The sequence below is a fragment of the Micromonospora sp. B9E7 genome (assembly GCF_039871815.1).
In the GTDB taxonomy this organism is placed as follows: Bacteria; Actinomycetota; Actinomycetes; order Mycobacteriales; family Micromonosporaceae; genus Micromonospora.
In genome coordinates, this window is the sequence record NZ_JBDPLX010000007.1 from 267,730 (window position 1) to 289,231 (window position 21,502).

General features: G+C 66.4%; 20 protein-coding genes. 14 read left to right on the top strand and 6 right to left on the bottom strand.

All coding sequences use genetic code 11. The features are described from left to right. Nucleotides 1-346: 346 nt before the first annotated feature. From ABGB10_RS14615 to ABGB10_RS14630, 4 genes are all read right to left on the bottom strand, one after another. Nucleotides 347-2,932 carry a GIY-YIG nuclease family protein gene (locus ABGB10_RS14615; protein WP_238687846.1) on the bottom strand — a complete coding sequence of 862 codons (2,586 nt, stop codon included), beginning with the start codon at nucleotides 2,930-2,932 and terminating at the stop codon, nucleotides 347-349. Next, on the bottom strand, nucleotides 2,929-4,479 hold the full coding sequence (locus ABGB10_RS14620; protein WP_347661408.1) for an Eco57I restriction-modification methylase domain-containing protein: 1,551 nt from the start codon (nucleotides 4,477-4,479) through the stop codon (nucleotides 2,929-2,931). Before ABGB10_RS14620 ends, ABGB10_RS14615 begins: the two co-directional genes overlap by 4 nt. Continuing rightward, nucleotides 4,472-5,287 carry a hypothetical protein gene (locus tag ABGB10_RS14625; RefSeq protein ID WP_347661409.1) on the bottom strand — a complete coding sequence of 272 codons (816 nt, stop codon included), beginning with the start codon at nucleotides 5,285-5,287 and terminating at the stop codon, nucleotides 4,472-4,474. Before ABGB10_RS14625 ends, ABGB10_RS14620 begins: the two co-directional genes overlap by 8 nt. 549 nt (nucleotides 5,288-5,836) lie before the next feature. Beyond that, nucleotides 5,837-6,259, bottom strand: a complete 423-nt coding sequence (locus ABGB10_RS14630; protein ID WP_347661410.1) for a GntR family transcriptional regulator — start codon at nucleotides 6,257-6,259, stop codon at nucleotides 5,837-5,839. An 875-nt stretch (nucleotides 6,260-7,134) separates the two neighbouring features. Here ABGB10_RS14630 and ABGB10_RS14635 point away from each other — a divergent pair. From ABGB10_RS14635 to ABGB10_RS14645, 3 genes are all read left to right on the top strand, one after another. After that, a complete protein-coding gene (locus tag ABGB10_RS14635; RefSeq protein WP_347661411.1) occupies nucleotides 7,135-7,479 on the top strand; it encodes a precorrin-4 C11-methyltransferase in 345 nt (114 codons plus the stop codon). A 149-nt stretch (nucleotides 7,480-7,628) separates the two neighbouring features. Next, nucleotides 7,629-8,450, top strand: coding sequence for a GntR family transcriptional regulator (locus ABGB10_RS14640; protein WP_328848945.1), 822 nt, complete (start codon nucleotides 7,629-7,631; stop codon nucleotides 8,448-8,450). Beyond that, nucleotides 8,438-9,214 (top strand): glycosyltransferase, encoded by a 777-nt coding sequence (locus ABGB10_RS14645; RefSeq protein WP_347661412.1) that lies wholly within the window; start codon nucleotides 8,438-8,440, stop codon nucleotides 9,212-9,214. Before ABGB10_RS14640 ends, ABGB10_RS14645 begins: the two co-directional genes overlap by 13 nt. Here ABGB10_RS14645 and ABGB10_RS14650 read toward each other — a convergent pair. Then, on the bottom strand, nucleotides 9,204-9,647 hold the full coding sequence (locus ABGB10_RS14650) for a hypothetical protein (RefSeq protein WP_347661413.1): 444 nt from the start codon (nucleotides 9,645-9,647) through the stop codon (nucleotides 9,204-9,206). The two genes, ABGB10_RS14645 and ABGB10_RS14650, sit on opposite strands and share 11 nt — an antisense overlap. A 1,232-nt stretch (nucleotides 9,648-10,879) precedes the next feature. Between ABGB10_RS14650 and ABGB10_RS14655 the strand changes: the two genes are divergently transcribed. The 9 genes from ABGB10_RS14655 to ABGB10_RS14695 all read left to right on the top strand — a co-directional run bounded on the left by ABGB10_RS14655 (nucleotide 10,880) and on the right by ABGB10_RS14695 (nucleotide 18,371). Beyond that, on the top strand, nucleotides 10,880-11,275 hold the full coding sequence (locus ABGB10_RS14655) for a transcriptional regulator (protein ID WP_347661414.1): 396 nt from the start codon (nucleotides 10,880-10,882) through the stop codon (nucleotides 11,273-11,275). 175 nt (nucleotides 11,276-11,450) lie between these two features. Continuing rightward, entirely contained in the window at nucleotides 11,451-13,046 is a 1,596-nt protein-coding gene (locus ABGB10_RS14660; RefSeq protein WP_347661466.1) for an FtsK/SpoIIIE domain-containing protein, read from the top strand. After that, the gene (locus ABGB10_RS14665; protein ID WP_121676974.1) at nucleotides 13,043-13,309 is read left to right on the top strand and encodes a hypothetical protein; all 267 of its coding nucleotides are present in this window, start codon (nucleotides 13,043-13,045) and stop codon (nucleotides 13,307-13,309) included. The genes ABGB10_RS14660 and ABGB10_RS14665 overlap by 4 nt, the downstream gene beginning before the upstream one ends. A gap of 3 nt (nucleotides 13,310-13,312) precedes the next feature. After that, a complete protein-coding gene (locus ABGB10_RS14670) occupies nucleotides 13,313-13,501 on the top strand; it encodes a hypothetical protein (RefSeq protein WP_347661415.1) in 189 nt (62 codons plus the stop codon). Then, nucleotides 13,498-14,040 carry a DUF2637 domain-containing protein gene (locus ABGB10_RS14675; protein ID WP_347661416.1) on the top strand — a complete coding sequence of 181 codons (543 nt, stop codon included), beginning with the start codon at nucleotides 13,498-13,500 and terminating at the stop codon, nucleotides 14,038-14,040. The genes ABGB10_RS14670 and ABGB10_RS14675 overlap by 4 nt, the downstream gene beginning before the upstream one ends. Further along, complete coding sequence (locus tag ABGB10_RS14680; RefSeq protein ID WP_347661417.1) at nucleotides 14,037-15,791, top strand: replication initiator; 1,755 nt, start codon at nucleotides 14,037-14,039, stop codon at nucleotides 15,789-15,791. The genes ABGB10_RS14675 and ABGB10_RS14680 overlap by 4 nt, the downstream gene beginning before the upstream one ends. Continuing rightward, a complete protein-coding gene (locus tag ABGB10_RS14685) occupies nucleotides 15,788-15,973 on the top strand; it encodes a helix-turn-helix domain-containing protein (protein ID WP_030329852.1) in 186 nt (61 codons plus the stop codon). Before ABGB10_RS14680 ends, ABGB10_RS14685 begins: the two co-directional genes overlap by 4 nt. Then, nucleotides 15,970-17,406, top strand: coding sequence for a site-specific integrase (locus ABGB10_RS14690; protein WP_347661418.1), 1,437 nt, complete (start codon nucleotides 15,970-15,972; stop codon nucleotides 17,404-17,406). The genes ABGB10_RS14685 and ABGB10_RS14690 overlap by 4 nt, the downstream gene beginning before the upstream one ends. Nucleotides 17,407-17,897: 491 nt before the next feature. Continuing rightward, on the top strand, nucleotides 17,898-18,371 hold the full coding sequence (locus tag ABGB10_RS14695) for a hypothetical protein (RefSeq protein WP_347661419.1): 474 nt from the start codon (nucleotides 17,898-17,900) through the stop codon (nucleotides 18,369-18,371). Nucleotides 18,372-19,240: 869 nt separating this feature from the next. On the opposite strand, the gene ABGB10_RS14700 is transcribed toward ABGB10_RS14695, so the two are convergent. Then, complete coding sequence (locus ABGB10_RS14700; protein WP_347661467.1) at nucleotides 19,241-19,594, bottom strand: hypothetical protein; 354 nt, start codon at nucleotides 19,592-19,594, stop codon at nucleotides 19,241-19,243. Between the two features lie 211 nt (nucleotides 19,595-19,805). Here ABGB10_RS14700 and ABGB10_RS14705 point away from each other — a divergent pair, with 211 nt between their 5' ends. Together ABGB10_RS14705 and ABGB10_RS14710 are read left to right on the top strand one after the other, a co-directional pair. Beyond that, nucleotides 19,806-20,066 carry a hypothetical protein gene (locus ABGB10_RS14705; RefSeq protein ID WP_347661420.1) on the top strand — a complete coding sequence of 87 codons (261 nt, stop codon included), beginning with the start codon at nucleotides 19,806-19,808 and terminating at the stop codon, nucleotides 20,064-20,066. A 122-nt stretch (nucleotides 20,067-20,188) separates the two neighbouring features. Next, nucleotides 20,189-21,385: an epoxide hydrolase family protein gene (locus ABGB10_RS14710; protein ID WP_347661421.1), complete on the top strand. Its 1,197-nt coding sequence runs from the start codon at nucleotides 20,189-20,191 to the stop codon at nucleotides 21,383-21,385. Nucleotides 21,386-21,502: the final 117 nt, after the last annotated feature.

Here is a 21,502-nt window from a genome sequence, read left to right on the forward strand (position 1 = left end):
AGGCCGAGGGCAAGCCAGTCCTGGGGTTGGACTGGCGCGGCAGTCGGAAGCCCTGGTCCGCGATCAGGTCGACTCGCCGGCTTCCGTACCGCCTGGCCATGGTCGTGCTGCGTCTAGACCAGCGGAGTTGGGGGCGGCGGTCCGGCGGCAGTCGGTGGCTCACCGCCCCGGCGCCGAAGGCAGCCGGGGCGGCTTGCCGCCGGCCGGCTCACCGCCCGCGGCGCGCGGCGCCTTGATCCGGAATAGAGGAAATCGGCAATAATAACCGCCTATGGTCCCGGATAACCACGGCTTGTGCCGCCAGCCGTTCAACACTAAACCCCTCTGGCTAGCGCTGATGCTGTGCTTACTCTGGTACGAGCAACTCCGTCGTTCGGCCTTCAAAAGCGCTGAGTTCGCGGTTTGCCCCACGCTGATGACCCGGCACAGCGTCGGAAAACTCGCCGCCGCTAATGGTCCTGTCCCACAACCCGACGTCGCCCTCGGGTTGTACCTCCCGGTCTCTATCGGCGTAATGGAGACTGTCTTGTTCGAACATGCGGAACTGAAAGATCGCCGCGTTTAGGTTCTCTTCATTGAAGAGCCTCAGCCGGTTCAACTTCTTGAAGTCGTCTATCGTGAGCCCGGTCACCTTCTCGAAGAGCGCCGAGTCAAGCGACTCGATAACATGCCTCAGCGCCTCCTCGCGGAAATCGGTGACGTACATAAAAACTGGGATCTTCGCAAGGAATTTCTGCAACTTCTCCCTGATCTCCTTGCGGAGCCGAGCCGTCTCCTTCTGCTGTTCGCGCTGCGCCGGGTCGAGTTGGCCGCCCTGTTCGCGCTTGGCCTTCTTGAGCATTTTGGTCGAGGTTACGACCTGGTCCCCGAGATTGATCAGGGCGCGGAAGTCTTCGACTTGATCGAGCGCCTCCATCAACTCATGGTCGGCGAGTACAGCGGAAATGGTGTGCTCGTTGACCTCAACCAGAAGCGGCGAGTTCCATCTGGCGGCAAGTGCCGTGGCGCCGATCCCAACCGTTGCCCAGTCGAGGACTTCGGTAGTGTCGAGGCGGTGCATCTCGCCGCCGGAGAACGCGAAGATCGGGAGATAACTCAGAAGTTCGCCGATGGATTCGCGGGGTGTCACCCCATCGTCGCGCCCTAGGCGGGTGCCGTAGTCGGCGACGAGTGCCAGCGCGCGGTTGGGGTCGAACTCGAACACGTAGCAGGTGGGCTTGTGGATCGTGAGGTTATCCTCGGCATCCCGGTGCGCCCAGGGCGACTGCACACGGAATGCAGCCTGGAAGTAGGACTCGGCGGCATTCAGGGTACGTAGCATGAGGATTGCGCCCCATTCGCGGACGGTTACCCCGGTCATGAGCTTGCCACAGGACAGCGTGATTGACCCAGACTTGTTCTTCTTCGTGGCTGTGCCGATGGCAGCCTCGACTGGCGGCTTAGCTGCTGCACCCTGGCCGGTGCCGTTGCCCGCTGCGACGACCACCTCGTACCCAGAGAAGTACGGATGCTCGTCGAGCATGTCGCGCATTGCGAAGCAGGAGGCAACATCGGCCATATACCAAACCGAGTGCCTGACCGCTGGGGCAAAATCGGGGTACTCGTACGGGAACGGCGGCTTCTGGCCTGCGAGGACCTGCACCTTCATCTGGTCGGTGAGCTTGCCTCGCAGCATCTCCAGAAACTCCCGGACCCGCTGGCGATCCTCGAATACGTAGGCGCCGGCCCCCGTCCAACGGCTGGACTTGTCGACCTTATGGGCTTTGAAATACTCGGACAGGTTGAATGAAGAGAACTCGCCGTCCTCGGCGTACTCGGCGGCTTCGGGTGCGATCTTGTAGGCGTACATCTCCATAGCCGGCAGTTCGAGGTACGGGTTTTCCCCGCCGGCGGGATCCCAATTGGCCTTCGCGCGCTGCTCGTGGACGTAGGTCCAGTTGAAGACTTGGTCCTCGGTGAACTCACCATTGGTAATTGCCCGAAAGGGTGTACCGGACAAATAAAGGTAGTGCCGCGAGTTGAGGCCGAGGTCGTCCTCGGTGACCCATTCGTCCGGCTCTTCAAAATCGGCCAGTGCTGAGTCGCTGGGGTCGTACAGGGATCGAGCGCTGTCCCGCCAGGCACCGAAGTGGTACTCGTCAATGACGATGCAGTCCCAGTCGGTTAGGTGGATCGACTCGTTGTGAGCCTTGACTTGGCCGTCTGGCGACTTTCCGTTGAGGTCCTGGAAGGATGCGAACCGGACAACAGGAGCAGCGCCGTCGAGCAGTTGGTCGGCATGCTCGATCGGGGTGTCACGGTCAACGAAGTGCCAGCCTGCAAAATCGACGTGGCTCAGCAGGTCATCACGCCAGGCTGCCTGTACAGCAGGCTTATATGTGAGGACTAGCAGCCGCGTCCAGCTCATCTCCCGGGTCAGATGGTAGGCCGTGAAGGTCTTACCGAAGCGCATCTTGGCGTTCCAGAGGAACTTGGGGGGACGATCGCCGCGGCTCTTGCGGAAGTACGCTGCGGTAACGTCAACCGCTTCCTGCTGCTCAGGGCGCATCGCAAACTTTGCGGTACGGGTGGCGTCGAAGTTGGAGCCGGTGCGCACCGAATGAATGGCGGCCTTAACCTCGTCGAGGGTCGCTTCGAACCACTCGCCACCGGGGCGCTTGATCCCTGCCGTAACAAGAGCGGCGTGGACATGGTGGTCGGTAAACGCGCTGCCGTCGTCGCGGGCCGCTTTCTCGTCGAGGAGGATTGTCACGCCGTCGAGGTTCGGGTAGGCCGTTCCGAGCTGTTGTTTGATCCGCTCTCTGGCGGTCCGACTGGTGGTCTGCCCAACCTTGATGAGTCCGGTCCCGGTGGTGCGGGTCTGGCCGACGGTGCGCTCCCAGGTTTCTGAGTCCTTGCCATTATGCGTGTATGCGTAGATGCGAAGCGTCATGCCAGTGGCTCGACCGGGTCATGTGCGGGCATTTCCTTGACTTGCGACTCGATAAAGGCGATCTCTTCTTCGGTTAGGCCAAAGCGCTCGTATAGGTCAGCGTCGGTCCACATCCGGTCCATCGGAAGGTCGGGGACGAAAGTAAAGGTGTCACTCTTGATGTCCTGGGTGTTCATTCGGAGTTGGATGAGGAACCGGACGAAGCGGGTCCGTAGGTACGCATCCAGGTTTCCGGCCTCTTCCGCAGTAGGGAAGGCTCCGACGACCAGGTAGGTACCCGAGCATGCTGTTTGTGGACCTACCAGGGTGGGGTAGGCGGTGACCTTGTACGGCGGCTCGCCGTCCTCGCCATATGCCCGATGCATTAGTACCTTGTGCATGGGCACCGCGGCGGCGTTCACCTTGATATCGCTGCGCGCCATCCACGACTGCCGCCTGCTGCCGTAGAACTCGACGGGATTCTTGAGGCCGGTTGGCGTTGACGCCCCATGCACGTTGGTCTGAAACCCGAATGGGAGACGTGAGGAAACCTTGGAAGCGAGGCTCGCCCCGCCCGCGCCCTGTACCTTCCGCAGGATGCCGACCGCCTCGTTGCGGCGTACCAGCACGTCCCATTCGTTTAGGCAGCGCTCAACCGGCTCGCCGATGGGGTTTCCATTCCACATGGTCTGCACCCGGCAGGGGCCGTTGTACTCCCGTTCCCAGAGGAAGTACGAGACGCCACCGCGGATCTTGACCCCGGGGAAAGCGTCGTAGAGTCGTGGGTAGTCGACGAGCATGCGCATCCGACGGTCATTCAGGCGATCGTTGCGGAACTCTGCGAGGCCCAGACCTCCTGCGAACCACCGCGAGGGTGTAATCATTGCGATGTAGCGTGGGTTCAGGGCGATGGCCTGGTCAACAAAATATTGGTAGAGAGGCCGGTCTCGGTTGCTACCCTCTGTCCCAATCTGATATGGCGGGTTTCCAACAATTACATCGAACTTCATTCTTCTCATCTCCTCGGTCGGATACGTCCCGTGGATGAAGGAGTAAGCGTAGTTTTCGCGGCCCTCGCCGCGTTCAAGTTCAAGCGGGGCGCCGCAGATGCTGCAGCTCCCATCGGCCGTTCTGTTTTTTTGTTTCGGGCGGGTGTGGTTGCTCCGGATAAAGGGCAAATTCCCATCAGCGCTGCCAAATCTGATTACCGACGCTGCGCCCGAGGCATCGCGTGAGTAGTAGAGCGAGCGACGCGAGATCATCCCGGTCATTTCGGTGGTGGCGGTGCCCCATAGCATCTCTCGATAGATGTGTTCGCGGCGCATGTCGAAGTTGGGGATCTGATCCGACAGGCCTTCGAGGAGGCGAACGGCGATCTCGCGCAGGAAGATCCCGGACTTGCACACCGGGTCCAGCCACACATAGTCGGGCTTGCCCCACACCTCGGCGGGGAGGATGTCGAGCGTGGCCCGGGCCAGTCTGGGTGGTGTAGGGACTTCGTTATTCGACAGCTGTGCTAGGCAGTCCAGGATGTCAGGGATGTGCCGTTCGGTGCTCGCTTTACGCATCGTGGCTCCCCTGCTCGCTGTCGGACCCTCGGTGGACCGGCCCGGGGTGTTTTGCCAGCTCGGTGTAGTTGATTGGGAGGGCGTCCCGAACGGGCTCTATAGACGCTTCTGAAAACAAATCCAGCTGGCCGTTCTCCTGTAGCAGCGACCACTCCCGCAGGAAGCAACCGTCGCCGACAGACTGGTACTCGACTAGTTGAATCTTTTGGGCATCGGCCAAGGTGTCTGCGCACTGAATGTTCGTGTCAAGCACGGCGTCCACCGCTGCGAGGAGTTCGATGCTGACGGGCTGGCCGGCGAGGTGGTTTTCCAGGACTCCGCGCATCCGATCGCGCGCTTCGACCACGTTGGCCTCGAAGATGTCGATGCCGTAAGTCGAAGTGAAGCACCGCAGAATTCGGTACTCGAAGTCCTCCTCTGTTCCGTAGCGGTCGGTAGTGACATGCGCGAGTTTGCGTCGGAGGACCTCGACCAGGAAGTTGCCGTGGCCGCAGGCTGGTTCCAAGAAGGTCCGGTCGATGTTTTCCGGGTCGTCGGCGCTGGGGAACATGTCGGCCACCAGATCGAGCATCGCGTTGACCTCGCGGTCGTGCGTGTAGACCTCGGCGAGATCGCGGACCCGCTGGCGCGAGCGGATCTGCATCCTGGGGTGCCAGACATCGTCGGCCCGAATCTTGCCCTGACCGTCGGTTGGCAGTCGGTGGTCCCCGATTTTGATGCCCTGACTCACTAGGGTCCCTTCTCCGCGAATCTCTACGGGCACCCTAATTGAGGCCCTGCCACCAGTCACGACCTCGCGCAGAGACACCCGACGACCGGACCACCGTTGCGACAGACAGCTAACCCGACGCCTTCAGTTGCCGTTTGAGAGCCGTAGTTCCATCCCGCCGTCATCGGCCCGCCCTCTTGGAAGCGGGCCGCCGCCCGGCCTGCCATGTCAAGCGGACCTTGACGGCTCGTACCGACGCTGGCGGGTCGGGCGGCGGTCTGCTCGGCTTCTCCGGGGCAATGGTGAGCGGATGGCTCGCTTGACCACCCACGGAATGTAACGCGCCGACGGATCTTGAACATCCCCGAGCCAGAGCGCCCCGCCGGCGGCGACCTAACCGCATCCCTGCGACCGTCGCCCGGTCGCCGACGCGGCCGGCGTGCGCTTCCCTGCGCCGCGAACTTGTGGCTGCGCGCACAGGCGGGCCGTCGGCTCACCGTTCACCGGTCAACGATCTGTCCTTCTGCAGCGGTCCCTCCCGGCGCCCGCTCTCCGCGCCAGCCGCCGGGCATCCGGCGCACGCCCAGACGGCGGCGCCCGCGGCCCGTTGCGTGCCACCTTGAGGACGTATAGAAGCTGCGAACGGTTCTACTGGCTCGGCCGAGGCAATCTGTAGGTTCTGACGACCGCAACGACGGCTTCATGTGTTCGGCTGATGCTCTGCTGTTCGAGTAGGGCTGCACCAACCTCTACAGCGAAAAGGGCTGCAAGTTCCGGGTCTGCGGCGATTTCCCGGTGTCCGGTCTCGGATCGGGAGGGCCTGGCTACTCGGCTTCCCTGTGGCCGAGGGCTTGCGTAAGTGCCGCGGCCGTGTTCGGTAGCGACCAAGCCCGCCTCGCGCAACACAGCTACGGCTTGGCGAATCGTGCCGCGGCTTACCCGAAACTCGGCGGTGAGGACGCTCTCGGCTGGTAAGAGAGCACCCGGCGGGATGACGCCGCTTTCGATGCGCTCTTTCAGCTCGTTGGCGATGACGCGGTAGCGGGGCGTTCCGTAGTGCGGGGTGGGCACAGGCTCACCGTACCTGGCACTTGTCTTGACAACTGCCAACCAAGTGACCTGTTTCGACGTCTGGACAACTCGTCCACTTGTAGATACGTTTCTTTTGTGCGGCTGAGGTGACGGCTCGCGTCAGGGGTGTTCTCGCGCTGGCCCTGGTCGCACCTGATGCGCGGCGTCCTGTCGGACCGGTTGCGGTAGCCGCGCGTACAAGTTGGCTCGGCGATACCCGACCCGTCCGGAGTCGGACGGTGCGCCGCGCCTTCATCCGGGCCGGTGGCCTGCCGCATTCCCCCGTGGCTGGCCACCGGTCCCCGCCTACCTGTGGAGGTGCGATGTCCGGCTCTCATCGTCGACACCGTTGGTTCTCGTCCTGGTGGCCTCAGAGGCGCCCATCTGCCCGGCGTATCACCAGCAACGTTCAGTCGAGTCCACGCGCGGGATCTACTACCTCCTCGCCGCGGTGGTCGACCGGTGTCACCCGCGAACTGCCTGCGCTCCGGTACGCACCCCTGATGACGCGAGCCCAGCTCTTCCGAGGCAACGGCGGGCGGTGGCCGCGATGAGTCGTCCGAACAAGCCGGCTCCCGTCACAAGCCACCCGGACTGGTGCGCCCCGGATCGCTGCGGTTACCTGGTGCCGCCCGTGATGACGCACATGGCCCGCCGTCATCGCGGCCCGATGCAGCGGTCTGGCGACAGTCGGTCGGGAGGACTCGTCGTCACGTACCTCATCAGTGACGCACTGGGCAGTCCCATGGTCGGTGTTCACGTGACGTGCAGGGCCGGAAACGCCTGGGCGGAGTTGTCCGTGCCGCAGGCAGCCCAACTGGTAGAGCACCTTCGCGGATCGCTGGCACAGGCCACCGGGCAGCAGGGGGCCGGCGATGAGTGAGGGCGCCGCCATTCCAGAGGGCCGGTCGCCGTCGTCGATCGCGCCGTTCGTGTGCCCGGTCTGGTGTCGAGGCTGCGGACCGAACGACCCGATGCACCGCGGGCTTCTCTCCACCATTGGGCGGGAGCGGACCGGATGGGTCACCGTCCAACTGGTCGTCGACCGGTTCGCTCGCCGGGACCTGGCCGTGAAGCTCGACGCGACCCGATACGGCGCGACGCAGACCGTACTCCTGTCGCCCGCGCAGGTGGACCGGCTCATCGACGAGCTGGTATACGCCCAACTGGAGATGCTGACACCGGCAGAAGGCGGCGAGCGGGCCGGAGAAACGCAGTGAACGCCGACACCCGTCGGGGCTCAGCCGTTCCTCGTACTCCTGGCCTGCGCCCTGCGCGGCCACCGCGAGCAGCGGTAGCCGTACCGCCGGTTCCTGAGCGGCCCGCCGGCGGGACCACCTGGCAGACGTTGGAACGTCTAGGGGGTACGGTGACCGGTGTGCAAGGCCGGGACTGGCGCCCTCGCTACCTGCAACTCGCGGAAGAGTTGCGGGCGAAGATCGTGAGCGGCGAACTTGCCCCTGGCACTCTGATGCCCAGCGAGACCGAGTTGGCCGACACCTCGGGCCTGTCGCGCACGAGCGTCCGCAACGCTATCCGGCAGCTCCGGGAATGGGGTCTGGTCCGCGCGGAGCAGGGGCGCGGCACCTACGTGCGGGCACCCCGCCAGCGGGTACGCCGTCGCAACACCGAGCGGTACCAGTGGGAGAAGGATCGCGTCCTGCTCGACGAGGACGAGCGGCTGAAAACTGGCGCCACCGAGCACGACACCGGCCTGACCGTCGATGACCTGAAGTTCCACGCCGAATATTCGCGGGTGGAGGCTGATGCAGAGATGGCGGCGGCCTTGCAGGTCGAGCCGGGCACGTCGCTGCTGCGCCGGGTCTACTGGACGTCCTCTCGGCACGAGAACGCGCCACTGACCGTGTCGTACTCCTACCTGCCGTACGACCTGGTGGCCGCGAACCCGGACCTTCTCGACGCAGGCAAGGAACCGTGGCCGGGCGGCACGCAACATCAGCTCTACACGCTGGGCGTCGAGTTGGACCGGATCGACGACGAGATCCGGGCGCGTCCGCCGTCGCCGGATGAGGCCGAGCTGTTGGACATCGACCCGGGCGTCTCCGTGCTCACCGTGCGGAAGACCTCGACCGACACCACAGGCCGGGTCGTCGAGGTCGCCGACGTGGTGATGCCGGGCGACCGCACCGAGCTTGTCTACTCCCACAAACTCCAGCGGTGGAAAACTTGACGCAGCTCGTCTCGGTCATCACCCCGGTCCACGCGCCCAGCATCGAGCACCTGCCTGGCGCCTACGAGTCGTTGGCCAAGCAGGAGATGCCTGATGGCTGGGACTGGGAATGGCTCGTCCAAGAGGACGGGCAGACCGGCGCCCTGGTCGACGCGATGCCCGACGATCCCCGAATCAGTCTGGGCACCGGCCGTCCCGGTGGGCCTGGTGTTGCCCGTACCCTCGCGCTCGCCCGAGTCTCCGGGGAACTCATCAAGGTGCTGGACGCCGACGACCAGTTGACCCCCGGTGCGCTCGCCCGGGACATCGCCGCGTTCGACGCGCACCCGCAGATCGGCTGGACCACCTCGCGGGTACTCGATCTGCTGCCCGACGGGTCGACCGCCGGATGGGACAAGGACCCGGCCGGCGGGGTCATCGACCGCGGCTCGGTTCTGTCGTTCTGGCAGGCCAACGACTACCGGGCATCGGTGCACCCCGCGACCCTCTGCTTGCGCCGGGATCTCGTCTTCGCCCTGGGTGGCTGGATGGCCCTGCCAGCCTCCGAGGACACCGGCCTCCTGCTCGCCGCCAACGCGGTCACTGCGGGCTACTTCACCCGCGAATACGGCCTGCTCTACCGCAAGTGGCCCGGCCAGGTGACCAGCCAGGCTGCACACCGGGAACCGGCTGAGTACCAGGGACGGATGAGAATCATCGAGGCCAGAGCCAACGCCCTGGCCTCGATGATCCCGGACGGCTTCGACGGCAGCACTACGGCGTAGCTTCGTGCCCCGGCATCCCGTGGGTACGCCGCCGCTCCTTCATTTCCGCCTCGAAGATGTGCCGCCGTCCGCCGGCTAGCTTCTCCCGCGCTTCCCGCTCGATCTCCTGGAACGCGGCGTAGTAGCCGTCGTCGAACTCCTCCACGATCTGGAACGTCCACCGGCCGGGTAGTACGTTGCGCCCCAACAGCTCGTGCTCGACCCGATCAGCGACCTCGTCGTGTTCGGCGTGGCGCAGGAGCCTGACGACCCGATCAAGAGTCAGGTCCGCGCCGCCGACCAGTTGATGCGCCGAGTAGAGATGTCCGCGCACGCGGTGGATCGTCTCCAGGGCCTTACTCAGCTCGCCCAGTGCCTCAACGGTCGAGTCGTCCGAACCGTCCGGCCTGGTATGGGCCTCGTCAACGGCACTCGCCTGCTCCTCAGCTGCCATGCGGGCCTGGTACCCCGAGTATGTCCTGCTTATCCCTTTCGACCATCAGCAGAGGGCGGAGCCCTGGAGGCTCCGCCCTCTGCTGGGATCCCCGCTAGACCAGTTGCGGCGCGACCCCAACGATCAACAGGATCGTGACGAGGATCTGGATCACCACAACCTGTGGTGCCCGCAGGGACACATTGAACTGAACCACAGAACTTCTCCTTGAGTGGTGTTGAATCAGGCGGCCGGCTTGACCTCCATGTGCAGACGTTCTGAGATGACGGCTCGCTCCCGTCGACCCCATTCAAGAACGACACTGCTGCCGATCATAGTAGCCACATTCATGCTGCCCGTAAAGTGTCTCGCCCACTCAGGACTAACCCGCGTCTTGAGGGTGGATAGTGTCCGCGAAGCGACAGTCGGGAACGGCCTAAGCCGTCGCCAACGCGTTCACTGAAAGCGTTGTGCGGATCGTCCGAACGACGTTTGCGCTGCTCACAGCGCTAGAGGTGTGCGAGAGGGGCCTGCGGCATTGGATTTAAATCTGGCTGAATTATAGTGATGGAATTCAGATGTAGACCCTGGTCTAGCCATAGGGCGATTTCTTTCGAGGGTTAAGATTCGATCATTTATATTCGGAGGATGCGGTTCGGTCGACAGGAGTCGAAGGGTCAGATCGCCGGCAGATTTAGTGACTCTTGTTCTCGTCGCAAGTCCGGAACGTTGTGGTTCTAATCTATCTAGACTCAACATTCGCGGTATGGAATACTCGCAGAGGCAAGCTTGGAGGTTCAAGACCACTCTGAGCTGCTCAAAGACCCCCGCGTGGCTGTGTCAATGGATCAGGCGGCCGGCGGGTTGATGGCCCCTCCGCTCGCTCCGGAGGGGCCATCACTGTTTACCCCTGCCCTCGGCTGAACCTCAGGCTGATCGTTTAAGCCTGCCTCAGGTCGGCCCGCCGCTCAGGGCTGAAAACGGTCGTTGTCAGAGCCGTGCGACCCCTTCAGTGACCAGGCGTCCCCTGGGCTGGGCAGCCAACTGGCTGGTCCGAAAATGAGGGTTCTCAGAGCTGCGGTCGCGGTACGGCGGGTGGTGCTCAGCGACGCTTCTACGTCGGCGTACTGGTAGGGCGCGCGGCCCCTGCAGGTCGGCCAATCAATCATCGTGTGGTTGTTGACTTGTCTGCCAAGTGCCGTCTACCTTGGAACGCAACTTGGCAGACAAGTTAACAAGTTGGAGGTTGAGCGATGGCTCTGCGCGGCGGTACGAGGTTCGCGGTGCGGTGTGAGGACGTGTTCCCGGCGGGGTGCGCCTTGGTGCCCGAGTCCCTGGGCGAGGTCGAGGACTACGACGAGAAGACCGGCCGGCGCAGCCCGGCGAAAGACAAGCTGACCGGCCAGCGGGTGTGGCAGGTCCGGGTGATGGACCTGGATCCGGAGCTGGGCAAGCGGTCGCGGGAGACGACGGTGAAGATCTCGGCGGACTACCAGCCTGTGCCGCCGACGGGTGGCCTGTTCGAGGCCGTCGAGTTCGAGGGCATGACCGTCACGCCGTACGTGGGCAACAACGGTCGGATGGCGTATTCGCTGCGGGCGACCGGGATGCGTGCCCCGGCGGGCGTGGCCACGAAGGCGGCGCAGTAGCCGCATCTGGTGGGGGCGGGGCTGTCAGGTCTTGGCGGACGGCAGCCCCGCCCTCTGTCTCTTTCCCCTGCTCTGTCGAGAGAGGTAGTGACATGTCCAAGCGTATGCCTGCCGTCCTGCGGCGGCCCACAGTGGCGGGTGCGCGATGATCCGCCGGCCGCGGGGCGCGGTCGTGATGACCACCGCCGGGGACCTAATGGTGATCCGCCCGCGCCGGCTGGAGCTGCCGGTCTGGCTGATCGCGCTCGGCCTGGTGCTGCGGTGGCTGTGGCGGGGCCTGTGGTGGTGCCTTCGCCACCCAGTCGCCGTCGGCCTGGTCGTGGCCGGGGTGAGCCTCTACCGAGAGTTCGGCCGATCCGGCGTGATCGTGCCCGTGGTCCTGGCCGCCGCAATATCGGCGCTGTGGCGGTGGCGGCACGAGTCGTCGTGGTGGACCTGGTGCGCCGGTCCGATCCTCGGCCGGTTTCGTCAGTTGTTCGTCTACCGGCGGGCCTGGCGCGAGGCCATGACCCTCTGCGGCCTGGCCAAGGTGTACGACCATCGCACGGTCCTGCCGGAGCTGCTGCGGGTCCGCTCGGATCAGGCGCTCGACGTGCTGACCATCCGCATGGTCCGCGGCCAGACACCGGAGGAGTTCCAAAAGGCAACGGCGAACCTGGCGTACGCCTTCGGCCGGCGGCACGCCCGGGTCTACTCCGAGCGTCCCGATGACCCGCCGATCCGGTCGGGCTACTGGGCGCTGGTCCTGGGCGCGGTGGACCGGCTGCGGTTCCGGGACCGGCCGTCGGTGGTCTACCTGGTGGTGGTCCGCACGGATGCGCTGCGCACCCTGGTCGACCCGTTCGACGTCCCGTCGATCCCGGACTTCACCGCTCTACCGCTGGCGCGGCGGGAAGACCTGCGGCACTGGTGCCTGCACCTGCTCGCCACCCACGTACTTATCGGCGGTGCCACCCGCTCCGGCAAGGGCTCGGTCCTATGGTCACTGGTCCGCGTCCTGGCCGGCGGGATCTCCTCCGGACTGGTCCGGCTCTGGGTGATCGACCCCAAGGGCGGCATGGAGTTCGCCATGGGCCGGCCGCTGTTCGCCCGGTTCGCCTGCAAGTCGTTCGAGGCCATGGCCGACCTGCTCGACGAGGCCGTGACGGTGATGCGGGAACGGCAGACCCGGCTTGCCGGTGCGGTGCGGGTTCACACGCCGACCCTGGCTGACCCCCTGGTCGTGGTCGTCATCGACGAGATGGCGGCATTAACCGCGTACCTCCAAGATGTCGACCTGCGCAAGCGCATCGCCGGGTCGCTCGGGTTGCTGCTGTCGCAGGGTGCCGGCGTCGGCGTCCTGGTGGTGGCCGCGTTGCAGGACCCCCGTAAGGAGGTGCTGCCGTTCCGGGACCTGTTCCCGACCCGCATCGCGCTCGGCCTGACCGAGGCCGCTCAGGTCGACCTCGTGTTGGGCGACGGCGCCCGCAACCGGGGTGCCCTCGCCGACCAGATGCCCCGCTGGGCCAAGGGCGTCGGCTACGTGATCCTCGACGGCACCCCAGAGCCCGCCCGGGTGCGCTTCTCCTACATCTCCGACGACCACATCCGGGAGTTGGCCGCCGAGTACCCGGCACCGGCCGACGCGGCGGACATCCTCGCCCAGGTCGGCCGCGAAACCGCCACCGAACCGGCCCGGCCACCTCTGCCCCGGCAGCGTCGCGGACCACTGCTGCCCGACTCGCTGCTGAACATCCTCGACCGGGACACCGACGGGGGTGAGCCGCGGTGACCGCCCCGACCGACGGCCGAACCTTCTACCGGCTCCGCGCCCCCGGCACCGACGGTGCCACCAGCACGGCCGTGTCCGTGCGCGTCGACCCCGCACGGCCCGATGCGTACCCGGTCTATCTCGCGGTCGGTGGCGGTCGACGCCGCATGTACCTGACCCCCGACGAGGCGTGGGCGCTGTGGCGCTGCCTCTCCGAAGCGGTGGCCTCCCTCGGCGAGCCACCCGACCACATCCGTACCCGCGTCGCCCCGGCCCGGAGGTAACCGATGTCCCTCAAGAGCTTCTTCCTCGGCACCCACCGAATCAAGCCACTGCACATCGAACTCAACGGCTCCCCGGACCGGCTCGCCGGTGCCCTGCACGGCCTGGCGCACATGGTCAACCGCCGCCGTGACCTCAACGGCCAGCAGATCTGCATCGTCCTGACCGTCCGTGACAACAGGGGCGGCCGATGATCCGCGAACGCGCCGAGTCCGCCGTCCGGGTGCTGATCCTGCTCGCCATCGGCACCATGGCCGGCGCTGCTGCCTTCACCCACGTCCACGACTTGACCGTTGCCCACGGCCAACCCGACTGGATTGGCTGGGCCAACGCCGTAGCGGTCGAGCTGATGGCCATTTACCTCGGCCTGGAGATCCGCGCCCGCCGCCGCGACGGTCGACCCGTCGGCCTGGTCGGCGTCCTCCTGATCGCGTTCGCGCTGCTTTCCCTCGCCGCCCAGGTCGCCGAAGCCGAACCGTCCGTCTGGGGCTGGATCGTCGCGGCGGTGCCGTCGCTGGCCTTCCTCGCCCTGGTGAAGGTCGTCCTATCCAGCGAACCCGCCGCCCCGCCGGCATCGGAGCCCGATCAGCCGCAGAGCGATTGGTACGACGAGCCGCAGCCGGTCGAACCCGCGCCGCCGGCTCCGGTGATGCCGCCGGCATCAGCTGCGGTGCTGCCTCCGATCGGTGTCGTCCAGCACAACCGGCCCCAGGTCGTCGGGATCATCCGATGACGGCTCCAACCCTGCCCGGTCTCGAACCCGCCCCGACCCCGGTTGCTCCTCGGCCGGGGTCGCGGGCGGCCCGCATGGCGCTGCCCCGCTCGATCGACGTCCTCAAGGACATCGCCATCGAGTACGGCGTCTGCGTCCGCCCGCTCGCCATGCGCCGGACCGACCTCGACACCGGCTTGACCGAGGTCATCGACCTGCCCTGCGGCGCGACCCGTGAGGACAAGTGCCCGCCGTGCGCCAAGAAGAACCGCCGGCTACGCCAAGCCCAGATCCGCGAGGGCTGGCACCGCGACGACGAGCCGTTACCCGGCCCGGAACCCGCGACCGAGGCGCAGAAGTCCCTGATCCTGTTCCGCGCACACCTGGAGTTCTCCCGCGACGAGGCCGTACGCGTCGCCCAGTGGGACCAGGTGACCGACCTCGACGAGGCAATCCGCGAGGTAGAGGAAGCCATCGCCGCTGAGGGCCTGCGCGGGCGCGTCGGACCACCTCACGCCAGCGACGACGAGGACCAGGACGACGAGCCCGGCCCACGGCGCAAGCGCTCCACCAAGCGGCGCCAGGATGCCCCCGAACTGCCTCGGCGCAAGGTCGAGCGGCGCACCGTCGGCAAGACCTACACCGCCCCGGACGGCTCGACCTACCAACCGTCGATGTGGCTCACCCTCACCCTCGACTCGTACGGCCCGGTTCGCCCCGACGGCACCCCCGTCAACCCGGCCAGGTACGACTACCGCCGCGCCGCCTGGGACGCCGTGCATTTCCCCCGGCTGCTCGACCGGTTCTGGCAGAACCTCCGACGGTGCGAGGGCTGGAACGTCCAGTACGCCGGCTGCGTCGAGCCGCAACGCCGACTTGCCCCGCACGCGCACTTCGCCATCCGGGGCACCATTCCTCGCGACGTGCTCCGCACCGTCGCGGCGGCGACCTACCACCAGGTGTGGTGGCCCTCGGTCGCCGTCCAGCGCTACACCCTCGACCGGCTCCCGATCTGGGACGAGCAGGCGGCGGCATGGGTCGACCCGGACACCCGTGAGCCGCTGACCACATGGGCGGAAGCACTCGACGCCATCGACGACGACCCGGACGCGGAACCGGTACACGTCGTGCGCTTCGGTGCCCAGGTCGACGCCCGCGGCGTCATGCCCGGCACTGAGGACGCCGAACGGACCATCCGGTACGTCACGAAATACATCACCAAGCACACCGGCGACTGCCACAAGGCCACCACCGACCGGCAACGAAAGCACCTCGACCGGCTCTGGCAACAACTCCAGCTGACCCCGTGCACCGATCGCTGCGCCAACTGGCTGCTCTACGGCGTCCAGCCCAAGAAGGCGCACGCCAAGCTCAAGCCCGGCCGCTGCAAGGGCAAGGTCCACCAGCGCGACACTCTCGGCATCGGCGGCCGGCGCATCCTCATCTCCCGTGATTGGTCCGGCAAGACCCTCGCCGACCACAAGCACGACGCGCGGGCCTGGGTGCGGGCACTGCTCGGCGTCACCACCGACGGCACGCAGCTCGTCGACGACCAGGGCGACACCACCGAACGGGTCCGGCACGCCTGGGAACTCGCCCGACCCGACGACCCCGATGTCGGCCCGATGACCCACCGGCTCATGCGCTCGATCAGCGAACGGGCCCGCTGGCGATCCGAACTGCTCGCAGCCAAGGACCGGGCCGCGCAGGGGTCTTCAGATCTTTCGGCAACTCAGCACAGCGCACAGCACGACGGGGAGGAAACGCAGTGAACGAGGAGTTGTTGACCGTGCCGGAAGTTCTCGCCGAACTGCGCGTGCCGCGCTCGACCTGGTTCTACTGGCGGCAGACCGGCAAGGGACCGCGGGTGATCAAGCTCCCGAACGGGCAGCTGCGGGTCCGCCGGTCGGCGCTCGGTCGGTGGCTCGGCGACCTGGAGCAGGACGCCGCGTGAAGAGCTACGAGGTCCAGATCTGGGAGATTGGCAAGCGCGCTGACCGGAAGGCTCGGCCGTGGCGGGTCCGCTGGGCGGTGAGCGGCCAGCGCTTCGAGGACATGTTCCGTACCAAGGCCCTGGCGCACTCGTTCCGCGCCGAGCTGGTCCAGGCGGCCAACGCGGGGGAGCCCTTCGACCCGGCCACCGGCCGCCCGGTCTCCGAGGCGAGAACCAAGAACCCCACCACCTGGTACGCGCACAGCCGCGCGTATGTCGAGATGAAGTGGCCTCGGGCGGCGGCCAAGACCCGGCGCTCGATCGTCGAAGCGCTGACCTCGATCACGGTGACCCTGACCCGTCCGGCGAAGCGGGGTCGACCGACTGACGCCCTGCTCCGTGAGGCGCTGTACCTCTACGGCCTCAACCCCCGCCGCTGGGCCGACGAGATCCCGCCCGACCACGCGGCGGCCCTCGCCTGGCTGGAAACCGCGTCCCTCCCGGTAGTCGAACTGGACTCACCCGCAATGATCCGCCGAGTCCTCGACAGCCTCTGCGTACGCCTCGACGGCAAGCCCGCGGCTGCCTCCACCGTCCAGCGAAAGCGGGCCACCTTCTACAACGTGCTCGGGTACGCCGTCGAGCTGGAGCTGATCGCCTCCAACCCGGTCGACCGGGTCCAATGGACCGCACCCGAGGTCGCACAGTCCATCGACCGGCGGGTGGTGGCGAACCCGGCCCAGGTCGCCACGCTGCTGGAGGCGGTGAAATCTCTCGGCAAACGGGCCGACAAGGTCACCGCGTTCTTCGGCTGCCTCTACTACGCGGGGATGCGGCCCTCGGAAGCCGCGGACCTCCGGCGGGAGGACTGTGACCTTGCCGCCCGGTGCGCCGACTGCGGGGCCGACTTCGACGACCTGGCGGCCATCGAGCCTTCCCGGTCTTGCGAGCACGAGAAGATCGAACATCGCTGGGGCCGCCTGGTGCTCGCCGGCACGTCGCCGCGCGCCGGGTCGCACTGGACCGATGATGGCGGCTCCCACGAGCGGCGCGGACTCAAGCACCGGGGGAGGGCCGAGACTCGTACGATCCCGATCCCGCCCCGGCTTGTCGAGCTGCTGTTTGCGCACACCGAGAATCACGGGGTCGGCCCGGACGGTCGGTTCTTCCGGGGCCTTCACGGTGGGCCGCTGTCGGAGTCGGTCTACGACCGGTGGTGGAAGCTCGCCCGCGAGAAGGCGCTCACCGAATCGCAGGTCGCCTCGCCGCTCGTCCGCCGGCCCTACGACCTACGGCACGCGGCGGCCTCGCTCTGGCTGAATGCCGGCGTCCCACCGACTGAAGTAGCCCGGCGCCTGGGTCACGGTGTCGCCGTCCTGCTCCGCGTCTACGCCAACTGCATCGACGGCGGCGACGACACCATGAACGACAAGATCGGCGACGCGTTGGGATGACCGGCTGGGTGGGTGCTTTGTGGCACAGTCGAACCGTGCGCAAATCTCGTCCGCTAGTCATCGGCGGGGTATCGATCGGCCCTCGCTGGCGGCTCGTCGGTGGCGATGGCGCTCGCGGCACCGACAGCTACTTCGGGATCGTTTCAGCTCTGGATGGTGGCCTTGGCGGGTGGCCTTGGCGCGCTGAGTGGACAGGCTGCGAGTCGGGCGCTGGCGGTACGCGAGCCCTTTAAAAAAACCCGTGAGGTACACGATTTACCGGGTGAGGCGTAGCCTCCGCAGAGAAGGTGCTTCCTGGCGTGGGGCGTCTGCACGTGGTGGGCGGCTCCAGATGGTGTCGGGGCTTGAGTGGCGAAGCCGCAGGCAGGGAACGCCGGTTGGTAGAGCGTGCTCAACCGGTCGTGATGCCCGGAATGCCTGCGGTTGGTGGCCAGCCCGGGCGATAGGAACTGGAGGATCAGTTGCTTCTTTGGGACCATGAGATGCAGCCCTTGCGGGAGGAGCTGCAGAACATTCAGCCACCGGAGCGGCTGGCCCTCGCGATGGCGGTGATTGAGCGGACGTTCGATGAGATGGGTCAGATTGAGACAAAGGAAGTCCGCGATTACCTGGATCGCGGAATGACTGCCGGACGTGAAGCAGTGTCCGCTGGCTGGGACAAGATTGAGCTTTCCGAAGAGGCGCTCGACGAGTATGAGGGTGTCCTGGACCTCGCAGACGAGCCGGGTACCTCGCACATGTTGTCGGCTCTATTGGCCTGTGCCGACGCGCCCGAGGGCCTAACGGGTGAAGTTCTCTACGGTGTCCTCTCCTTCTGTTACGAGGGGCTTCTCGATCGGGAGGAACTGCCGCTATGGACTGTGGAAGCCGAGCGAGCGAACGCCAGATGCGGTGAGACGATCGCCTTTCAGAGGAGACTGGTCCACGAGGCACTGGTGCGTCGCGGGGGACAACGCCGCAGCTGAGCGGGGCGGATCTCGTCGTCGGGCAGTCGCCAGACCGTCCAGCCTCCCCGGACCGGGCAAGGTCGACTGCCCTACCGGCCGGACGTGACCGGGACTGACGTGGTTTGGACCGTCGTTGACGTGCTGGCTGGCGGACTGCCTGTTCTCCAAGAACCGCCGAAGGTTAGATGTGCAAAGTTGGACCTGGCCGGATCGATCAGAACCCTGGGCGCGTAGGCGGCGCATCTGCGGTCGGGACGGCAAACCTCCCATAACCAGCTTGGTCCTTATTGCCAGGACCAAGAGCGGGCGAAGCCGGTCGATCATGAGGTATTTCGCCGGGGTACTCCCGGCTGCAGGGGGCATGGGCAGATAGTGGGCGGTTGGGCGGTCAGTCTGGCTCTGTTCGGAAGAAATGGCAGGTCGTCGGGCTGCGCGAATCATGATCGCCGACGCCCTGTAAATCCGTCGCGAAAGCTTCAGAGGTTCGAATCCTCTACCCGCCACCAGGTGCAGACACGGCCCCTGACCAGCAGAGATGCTGATCGGGGGCCGTTGTCGTTTATCAGACCAGGTCCGGCGCGGTCCAGCAGATGACGACCGATTCTGGGCTGTGACGCTGGCGCTATGAGTCTTGCCGGGCTGACATGAGCCGCAGCTGTCGCCTGCGGTTGAGGTCCGTCTATAGGGCTTGTTTGGCTGCGGGAGGCGGGCTGGGGTTTGGACTGGCGCTGCAGTCGGAAGCCTTTACCCCTGGTCGGATTGCTCCGTCGACTCTCGTAGGGCTGGCCGTGGTTCTAGACCAGTCGACTTGGGCGGCGCTCCGGCGGCAGCCGTTGGCTCGCCGCCCCGGCGTCGGAGGCGGCCTGGCGCGCTTGCCGCCGGCCGGCTCACCGAAACTCGTGCACGACCTCGATCAGTCCGACGATGTGAGCGTTGAACTCGTCCAGCTCCTCGGCCGGTACCCACAGCTCCAGGATGGTCTTCCCGCCTGCTTGGCGAACCGGGTATCGGCGCAGGAACTCCGACTCCAGCCGGAAGCGGGTTACGTAGCCGACGCCGGACGCGGGCACGTTCCAGTCCCGGGCGATCATCACCGCGTAGTCCTCGTTCAGGACCGGGTAGAAGATCGGCTGATCCGGCAGGCGCGGCGGCCACGTCCGCCATCCGGACTCGCGGACGAGATCCAGCTCTTCCGGCCCGGTCGGGCGCCACAGCACCGTCGTACCGTCGTCGCTGTTCATGTCGACCTCGCCGTTCGGGTTCATGGTGAGCCGGACAGTACCGGCGGCCCTGCATCCCGGACCACCGCATTCGACTCGCCGTAGGGGCGGTGGCTCGGCGACCCGGGGCAGGACGCCGCATGAAGAGCTACGCAATGCAGATCGGGGAGATCGGTAAGCGCGCTGACCGGAAGGTTCGACCGTGGCGGGTCCGCTGGGCGGTGAGCGGCCAGTGATTCGAGGACCTGTTCCGTACCAAGCCCTGGCGCACTCGTTCCGCGCCGAGCTGGTCCAGGAGGCCAACGCGGGGGAGCCCTTCGACCCGGCCACCGAGGCGAGGACCAAGAACCACACCACCTGGTACGCGCACAGCCGCTCGTACGGCGAGATGAAGTGGCCCCGGGCGGCGGCCAAGATCCGGCGCTCGATCGTCGAGGCGCTGACCCCCATCACGGTGACCTTGACCCGCCGACGAAGCGGGCCGACCGACTGACGCCCTGCTTCGTGGGTCGGTGATCGGAAAACGGCCCGGGCTGCCGTCGGCCGCTGCGAAACTGGGCGGGTGCCAGCACCGCCGGCGATCGGCGCCGGCTGACTCGACCCGGTAGGTGGGAAATGTCCGACGACAACGAAATCCGTCCCTTCCGGCTCGACACGCCGGAGGAGGCTCTCGCCGATCTACGCCGCCGGATCGCGGCCACCCGTTGGCCGACCCGCGAGCTCGTCTCCGACCGCTCGCAGGGCGTGCAGTTGGCCACGATCCAGGAGTTGGCCCGCTACTGGGCTGCCGAGCACGACTGGCGTGCGTGCGAGGCGAAGCTGAACGCTCTTCCGCAGTACACGACCATCATCGACGGGGTTGAGATCCATTTCATCCACGTCCGTTCCCGGCACGAGGACGCCCTGCCGCTGATCATGACGCACGGATGGCCGGGCTCGGTCGTCGAGTTGCTGGGGGTCGTCGGTCCGCTCACCGACCCGACCGCTCACGGTGGCACGCCCGAGGACGCGTTCCACCTGGTGTTGCCGTCCCTGCCGGGGTACGGGTTCTCGGGTGAGCCGACCGATCCCGGCTGGGACTCTGCCCGGATGGCCCGGGCGTGGGCGACGTTGATGGATCGCCTCGGCTACGCGCGTTACGTCGCCCAGGGTGGTGACGTGGGTGCCGCGGTCACGGATGCGATGGGCCGGCAGGGGCCAGAGGGGCTGCTCGGCATCCACGTCAACCTGCTCGCCGGGGCGATCGGTATCAAGGACCAGTTGCCGGCCGATTCTGAGCAGGAACGTGCGGCGCGCGACGCGCTCAACCTGTTCACGATGGATGGGTTCGGCTACTTCCTTGAGCAGTCCACCCGGCCGCAGACGATCGGCTACTCCCTGCTGGACTCACCCGTCGGGCTGGCCGCGTGGATGCTCGACCACGACACGGACAGCTACTACAAGATCTCCCGCGCGTTCGTCGGCGGCGAGCCGGCTGGGAAACTCACCAGGGACACCATCGTCGACAACATCACGCTGTACTGGTTGACCGGTACCGGTGCTTCGTCGGCCCGCTGGTACTGGGAGTTCGGCCGGTTCATGGCGGCGGCCCAGGCATCGGGCCAGGCTCCTCCGCCGGTCACGGTTCCGGTGGGCTTCACGACGTTCCCCGGGGAGATCTGGGCCGCGCCGCGCAGTTGGGTCGAGGCGGTCTACCCCGGCGTCGCGTACTTCAACGAAGCCGACAGCGGCGGCCACTTCGCGGCCTGGGAGGAGCCGGAGCTCTTCTCCGCCGAGGTGCGGGCCGCGTTCCGCCCGCTGCGAACATCCTGACGTCGGTCGCGGTACACCCCGTCGCGCGCTCTCCAAGAATTCGCCGTACGCACCGTGGTGCTGAGCGGGTGTGCGATCCCCTCCTCCGAGACGGTTGAGCGTGACGGCGACTGGGCG

What these genes read in the sequence shown, in the direction of transcription:
- ABGB10_RS14615 (WP_238687846.1), bottom strand. Translation starts at nt 2,932, where the DNA reads ATGACGCTTCGCATCTACGCATACACGCATAATGGCAAGGACTCAGAA.
- ABGB10_RS14620 (WP_347661408.1), bottom strand. Translation starts at nt 4,479, where the DNA reads ATGCGTAAAGCGAGCACCGAACGGCACATCCCTGACATCCTGGACTGC.
- ABGB10_RS14635 (WP_347661411.1), top strand. Translation starts at nt 7,135, where the DNA reads ATGAGTGAGGGCGCCGCCATTCCAGAGGGCCGGTCGCCGTCGTCGATC.
- ABGB10_RS14650 (WP_347661413.1), bottom strand. Translation starts at nt 9,647, where the DNA reads ATGGCAGCTGAGGAGCAGGCGAGTGCCGTTGACGAGGCCCATACCAGG.
- ABGB10_RS14655 (WP_347661414.1), top strand. Translation starts at nt 10,880, where the DNA reads ATGGCTCTGCGCGGCGGTACGAGGTTCGCGGTGCGGTGTGAGGACGTG.
- ABGB10_RS14660 (WP_347661466.1), top strand. Translation starts at nt 11,451, where the DNA reads ATGACCACCGCCGGGGACCTAATGGTGATCCGCCCGCGCCGGCTGGAG.
- ABGB10_RS14670 (WP_347661415.1), top strand. Translation starts at nt 13,313, where the DNA reads ATGTCCCTCAAGAGCTTCTTCCTCGGCACCCACCGAATCAAGCCACTG.
- ABGB10_RS14675 (WP_347661416.1), top strand. Translation starts at nt 13,498, where the DNA reads ATGATCCGCGAACGCGCCGAGTCCGCCGTCCGGGTGCTGATCCTGCTC.
- ABGB10_RS14680 (WP_347661417.1), top strand. Translation starts at nt 14,037, where the DNA reads ATGACGGCTCCAACCCTGCCCGGTCTCGAACCCGCCCCGACCCCGGTT.
- ABGB10_RS14700 (WP_347661467.1), bottom strand. Translation starts at nt 19,594, where the DNA reads ATGAACAGCGACGACGGTACGACGGTGCTGTGGCGCCCGACCGGGCCG.
- ABGB10_RS14710 (WP_347661421.1), top strand. Translation starts at nt 20,189, where the DNA reads ATGTCCGACGACAACGAAATCCGTCCCTTCCGGCTCGACACGCCGGAG.